Source organism: Anaerotignum sp., from assembly GCF_031981185.1.
Lineage (GTDB): Bacteria > Bacillota > Clostridia > Lachnospirales > Anaerotignaceae > Chakrabartyella.
The window spans coordinates 163,699-169,176 of sequence record NZ_DALYUL010000004.1; the positions used below are offsets into that span (position 1 = coordinate 163,699).

The window sequence follows — 5,478 nt, forward strand, 5'->3', positions numbered from 1 at the left end:
GAGCCATATCCTGTTAGCAGAGGATTGCGAGAGGAGGATGGCATTTATGGTAAAACGAAAAACTTGGTTAGATAAAAGAGGACAAAAGATAATTTTTATCGTTTGTCTTTCTTTTTTGTTTGGTGTGATGGGAGGCGCAATCGCAGCGAACTTGATGGGCACCGAAGCAAAAACGGAGCTGTCGGGGGTAGTTCGCAATGCTATAGAAATACAGCAGACAGGCAGTTTTACCGCAACTTTTTGGAAATACCTGAAGTATGATATTATTATTTGGCTGGGAGGATGGCTTCAACTGGGTTTATTTCTCTCAGGCATGGCCTTCTTGCTTCGCAGTATTTCTTTGGGTTTCGCTTCGGCAATGATGATGGTCACTTATGGTTTTAAGGGTGTATGGAGTGCTATGATTACACTATTACCCCAAAATGTTGTTTTAATCCCTGCATATATTTTTATCATGTGTACGGCGATTTATTATCTTTTGACTTGGAATGAGGGAAAGGGCAAAAGAGGATTAAAGCGGGAACGAAGAAGAAAGCAAACGGAGTATTGCTTATTATTCGCTGCATCGGTAATTTTAATTGCCATTGGAGCTGGGATTGAAGTGGCTTTATACCCGTTATAAACAAAGAAAAGTAAGATATTTGTGTACTATTTCATCAGATAGCAACGAGCTGAAGGGAAAAAATAACGATAATTGGTTTTTTTTACAAAAAATAGTGACAACCCTCTGAAAACTAAGTATAATTAGACATACATGATAAAAAGGGGTCTTGGGCATGGAACGAGCAGTAAATGAATTTGCGAGCTACCTCAGGAATGATAAGCACTCATCTGAGAATACAGTGCTTTCATACATAAGAGATCTGAGAGGTTTTACCGCATTTATGCAGGTATGTGGTGTGAGTGATGCATTGAAGGTGAATTATACAAATGTCATGTCATACATTTATGAACTGCAAAGCAAAAAAAAAGCGGGGGCAACTGTATCTAGGAATATTGCTTCAATACGTGCTTTTTATAATTATCTGATTAGGCAGGGGGAAATAACGGACAATCCTGCGGCGAATTTAGAGTTGCCTAAAATTGAAAAAAAGATGCCGGGAATTCTTACTTTGGACAAGGTTGAACAATTATTGGAGCAACCACAAGGTGTTGACCCAAAAGGAATTCGTGATAAAGCAATGCTTGAGTTGCTTTATGCCACAGGGATTCGTGTTTCCGAATTGATATCTTTGCGTGTTTCCGATGTCAATTTAGCCTTGGAATACATACGTTGTGGGACTGAAAGAAAGAGTCGCATTATACCTATTGGTAGCCAGGCAAAAGCGGCATTGAGAAAATATATTGAAAAAGGTCGTAGCAGAATGATTCTGGCAGATGACGAGGAGATACTTTTTGTGAATTGCAACGGAAAACCAATGACGAGACAGGGATTCTGGAAAATTATAAAATGCTATGCAAAAAAAGCTGGCATTGATGAAGAAATTACACCCCATATGCTAAGGCATTCCTTTGCTGCGCATTTGATTGAAAATGGCGCAGATTTAAAATCTGTACAGGAAATGTTGGGACATTCGGATATTTCCTCCACTCAGATATATGTTAAGCTAACGAACCAAAAATTGAAAAGTGTTTATGCCAAAGCACACCCTAGGGCTTAGGTAGAACATAAGGTGTTTTAAAGGGTGCTGTTCAAAGGAAACCCTTTTAAGGTGAATGAAATGTAGTATTATTGGATAGAAAACCCTCCATGGTCAGAGCACTATGGAGGGTTCTTTTTATGCTAAACAAAATTAGATTTCAATTTTTGCACCCATGAGTTTTGCGAATTCAATCAGAATTGCAGAATCCCCAGGCCAAGCAGGTGAAGTAACCAAATTACCGTCAACTACTGCTTTATCAACATCCACTGAAACATACTCACCGCCTGCCAGAGTAATATCCGGGCCGACAGCGGGATATGCAGTAGCTTTTTTTCCTTTTAAAACATTTGCGGCTGCCAATAATTGAGGGCCATGGCAGATTGCTGCTACAGGTTTATTTGCAGCGAAAAATTCTTGCACTATTTCAATGACACGAGCATTTAATCTTAAGTATTCGGGAGAACGGCCGCCAGTGATAAATAAACCTTCATAATCAGCTGTGTTTACTGCATCAAAATCGGCGGTTAAAGCAAAATTATGGCCTCTTTTTTCAGAATAGGTTTGATCCCCTTCAAAATCATGGATTGCTGTACGGATGATATCCCCAGCTTTTTTGTCGGGGCAAACTGCATCCACTTGGTATCCCAGAACCTGCAAGGTCTGAAAAGGTACCATTGTTTCATAATCCTCAGTGTAGTCGCCTGCTAATAGTAACACTTTTTTTGCCATAAAAATTCCTCCTTTGTTTTAATTGGAACAGCATTTCGCTGTACATTACGAATAAAAGGACTTGTGTTATTTAGTATAGTATAATGCTATTTGTTGGAAAAATCAAGAAAAACCCCATGCTTTTTTGTTGCAGTTTACTGAAAATGTGGGTCGTTTTATGTCACGGAGTAAAATTTGATTTGATTTTTCAAATAATAAAGGCACAAAAAAAGGAGTTGCTTTTAGCAACTCCTTAAATCTGATTTAACTTATCTATTCACGAAATAAGATCATTATTTTAATACCACATTATGAAAAACTTTCTTTCCTTTTTGTAATAAAAGCTTTCCATCTGTAAATAAATTTTCTGTGACTTTAAAATCCACATCGGTAATTGCTTGATCTGCAACTTTGACGCCGCCCTGTTGCACGGCACGTCTTCCCTCAGAGCGAGAGGGTACTACACCGGTGGTAGTAAGAAGGGTTAAAATATCCATACCTTCGGCAAAAACAGCCGCAGACAATTCTGTTGTAGGAACAGAACCTGCAACAGCTCCTTTTCCAAAAAGAGCACGTGCTGCTTCTTGTGCTTTTGTAGCCTCATCTTCGCCATGAACGATGTTTGTCAATTCAAAAGCCAAGACTTCTTTTGCCTGATTGATTTCACTGCCTTGTAATGCACCAAGTCGGCGCACTTCTTCCATGGGAAGGAAGGTGAGCAGTGCCAAGCATTTTTCAACATCCTTATCGCCAATATTTCTCCAGTACTGGTAAAATTCATAGGGGGTTGTTTTTTCCGGATCTAGCCAAACTGCGCCACTCACGGTTTTCCCCATTTTGATGCCTTCGCTGTTTGTAAGCAATTTAAAGGTCATGCCATAAGCCGGCTTACTCAATTTGCGACGGATCAGCTCAACACCAGCAATGATGTTTGACCATTGATCATTACCACCTAACTGCATAATACAGTCATGGCGTTCATGCAATTCCAGGAAATCGTATGCCTGCATAATCATATAGTTGAATTCCAAAAAAGAAAGACCAGCATCCTTATCCATACGAACCTTAAAGCAGTCAGCAGTCAGCATACGATTTACGGAGAAATGAACACCAACATCACGCAGGAATTCAATATAATTGAGATTTCTCAGCCAGTCAGCATTGTTAACGATGATTGCACTGTCATTATCAAAATTGATGAAGCGGGATAACTGTTTTTTGATACATGCAACATTATTGTCGATGGTTTCTACGGTCATCATTTTACGCATATCGGCCTTGCCGGAAGGATCACCAATCATGCCTGTTCCACCGCCCATTAAGCAAATAGGGCGATTGCCGCATTGCTGCATATGTGCCATTGCCATAACAGTAAGAAAGTGTCCTACATGTAGGCTATCAGCAGTGGGGTCAATACCGATATAAAAGGTTACATCACCTTTTTGGAAAAGGTTTTTAATTTCATCTTCGTGGGTTAATTGTTCAATAAAACCACGTTCTTTTAAAACTTCATAGGCATTCATTTTCATTCTCCTTATCTTTTTTTCATTTTTTCGGTGTTGGTTACTATTATTATGGACAAAACAAAAGGGCTCTATCGCCGAAAGGACGAGAGAACCCGTGGTACCACCTTAATTTATGTTTATCAAGACAAAAAGACAAACATCTTCCGACTCAAATAACGGAGAGCAACCGCTGTGCCATTCCCTGCACAAAGCTCATGAGGCGTAATTTACAAATACTGTACTGCAGCTTTTTCACCAAACAAGCTGCTCTCTGCGGCTGTAACCAGTTTTGCCCATATATCTCAATCAACGCTGATATTCAATATGGCGATATTCTATCATACCTTTTTTTTAAAGTCAAGGTTTCTTCCCATCTCTGCGATTTTAATAATGGTCTTTACAGCTTTATTCATAGAAGAAACAGGAATAAACTCATACGGACCATGGAAGTTATGGCCACCCGTAAATAGGTTAGGGCATGGCAAGGACATATAAGATAGCCTTGCGCCGTCAGTACCACCTCTTATTGGGCGGATAATTGGTGTTACACCACAGACTTCCATAGCTTCTTTTGCTAATCCTACAATAGACATATGCTCCGCAATACAGGATGACATATTATAGTACTCATCCCGAATTTCTAAGCTAATGGTATTGGGGTATTGATTTTTCTTTCTGTCAACAATCATTTGAAGCATATTTTTGCGGTGCTCAAAGGTATTATTATCAAAATCCCTTATGATATAGGTAAGGGTAGCAGAGGAAACTGTGCCTTGGAAGGAACAAAGATGAAAAAAGCCCTCATATCCTTCTGTTTTTGCAGGAATTTCTTTTTCGGGAAGTAATGTGGCTATTTCCGTTCCTAAGAGGGTGGCATTAATCATTATGTTTTTTGCTGTGCCAGGGTGCACATTTTTTCCTGATATATGAATGACAGCACGGGCAGCGTTAAAGTTTTCATATTGAAGTTCCCCTAACTCTCCACCATCAACGGTGTAAGCGAAATCCGCGCCGAAGTCTTCTACATTAAAGTAATCAACACCTCGTCCGATTTCTTCATCTGGAGTAAATGCAATTCGAATTTTGCCGTGGGGTATCTCGGGATGTCTTTTTAAATAGTCCATAGCAGTAAGAATCTCTGCAATACCAGCTTTATCATCTGCGCCCAGAAGGGTAGTTCCATCGGATGTGATTAAAGTATCTCCAATATAATTTTGTAGTATGGGAAATTCCTCAGGGGAAATACTAATATTATTTAAAGGAATATTCCCTCCATCGTATTGTTCTACTATATTAGGCATGATGCCATCCCCTTTTGCATCAGGGCTTGTGTCCATGTGTGCGATAAAACCGATTACAGGTGCACCGAGGACGTTTGCAGGTAGTGTTGCCATGACATAGCCATTTTGATCCACGGTTATATCTGCAAGACCGATTTCTCTGCACTCTTTTGCCAAGTAATCAGCAAAATGTAGTTGTGTACGTGTGCTGGGAAAGGTTGCAGAATTAAAATCTGAGGTTGTATTATGTTTAACGTAAGTTAAAAGGCGTTGGGTAACAGTTTTCATGGATTCATTTCCTCCTTGGTATTAATGCTTGATTGCTATTTTCCTATCAAATTA

The 5,478-nt window shown here is 39.5% G+C and carries 5 protein-coding genes and 1 other annotated feature; of the genes, 2 read left to right on the plus strand and 3 right to left on the minus strand.

The annotated features are described in order from the left end of the window. Both RTK36_RS03655 and xerD read left to right on the plus strand, forming a co-directional pair. Positions 1–622 (plus strand): stage II sporulation protein M (locus RTK36_RS03655; protein ID WP_312044447.1); only part of this gene is annotated, 622 nt, incomplete at its 5' end. 154 nt (positions 623–776) lie between these two features. Further along, entirely contained in the window at positions 777–1,661 is an 885-nt protein-coding gene (xerD, locus tag RTK36_RS03660; protein ID WP_312044449.1) for a site-specific tyrosine recombinase XerD, read from the plus strand. A gap of 132 nt (positions 1,662–1,793) precedes the next feature. Here the strand turns inward: xerD and RTK36_RS03665 are convergent, their stop codons facing one another. The 3 genes from RTK36_RS03665 to pepT form a co-directional block, all read right to left on the minus strand. Next, a complete protein-coding gene (locus tag RTK36_RS03665) occupies positions 1,794–2,372 on the minus strand; it encodes a DJ-1/PfpI family protein (protein ID WP_312044451.1) in 579 nt (192 codons plus the stop codon). Positions 2,373–2,644: 272 nt separating this feature from the next. Next, on the minus strand, positions 2,645–3,874 hold the full coding sequence (tyrS, locus tag RTK36_RS03670; protein ID WP_331654946.1) for a tyrosine--tRNA ligase: 1,230 nt from the start codon (positions 3,872–3,874) through the stop codon (positions 2,645–2,647). A 78-nt stretch (positions 3,875–3,952) separates the two neighbouring features. Next, positions 3,953–4,175 (minus strand) — a binding site (T-box leader). A 19-nt stretch (positions 4,176–4,194) separates the two neighbouring features. Next, positions 4,195–5,424: a peptidase T gene (gene pepT, locus RTK36_RS03675; protein ID WP_312044455.1), complete on the minus strand. Its 1,230-nt coding sequence runs from the start codon at positions 5,422–5,424 to the stop codon at positions 4,195–4,197. Positions 5,425–5,478: the final 54 nt, after the last annotated feature.

Coding starts and splice junctions, on each gene's coding strand:
- xerD (WP_312044449.1), top strand. CDS start 777: ATGGAACGAGCAGTAAATGAATTTGCGAGCTACCTCAGGAATGATAAG.
- RTK36_RS03665 (WP_312044451.1), bottom strand. CDS start 2,372: ATGGCAAAAAAAGTGTTACTATTAGCAGGCGACTACACTGAGGATTAT.
- tyrS (WP_331654946.1), bottom strand. CDS start 3,874: ATGAATGCCTATGAAGTTTTAAAAGAACGTGGTTTTATTGAACAATTA.
- pepT (WP_312044455.1), bottom strand. CDS start 5,424: ATGAAAACTGTTACCCAACGCCTTTTAACTTACGTTAAACATAATACA.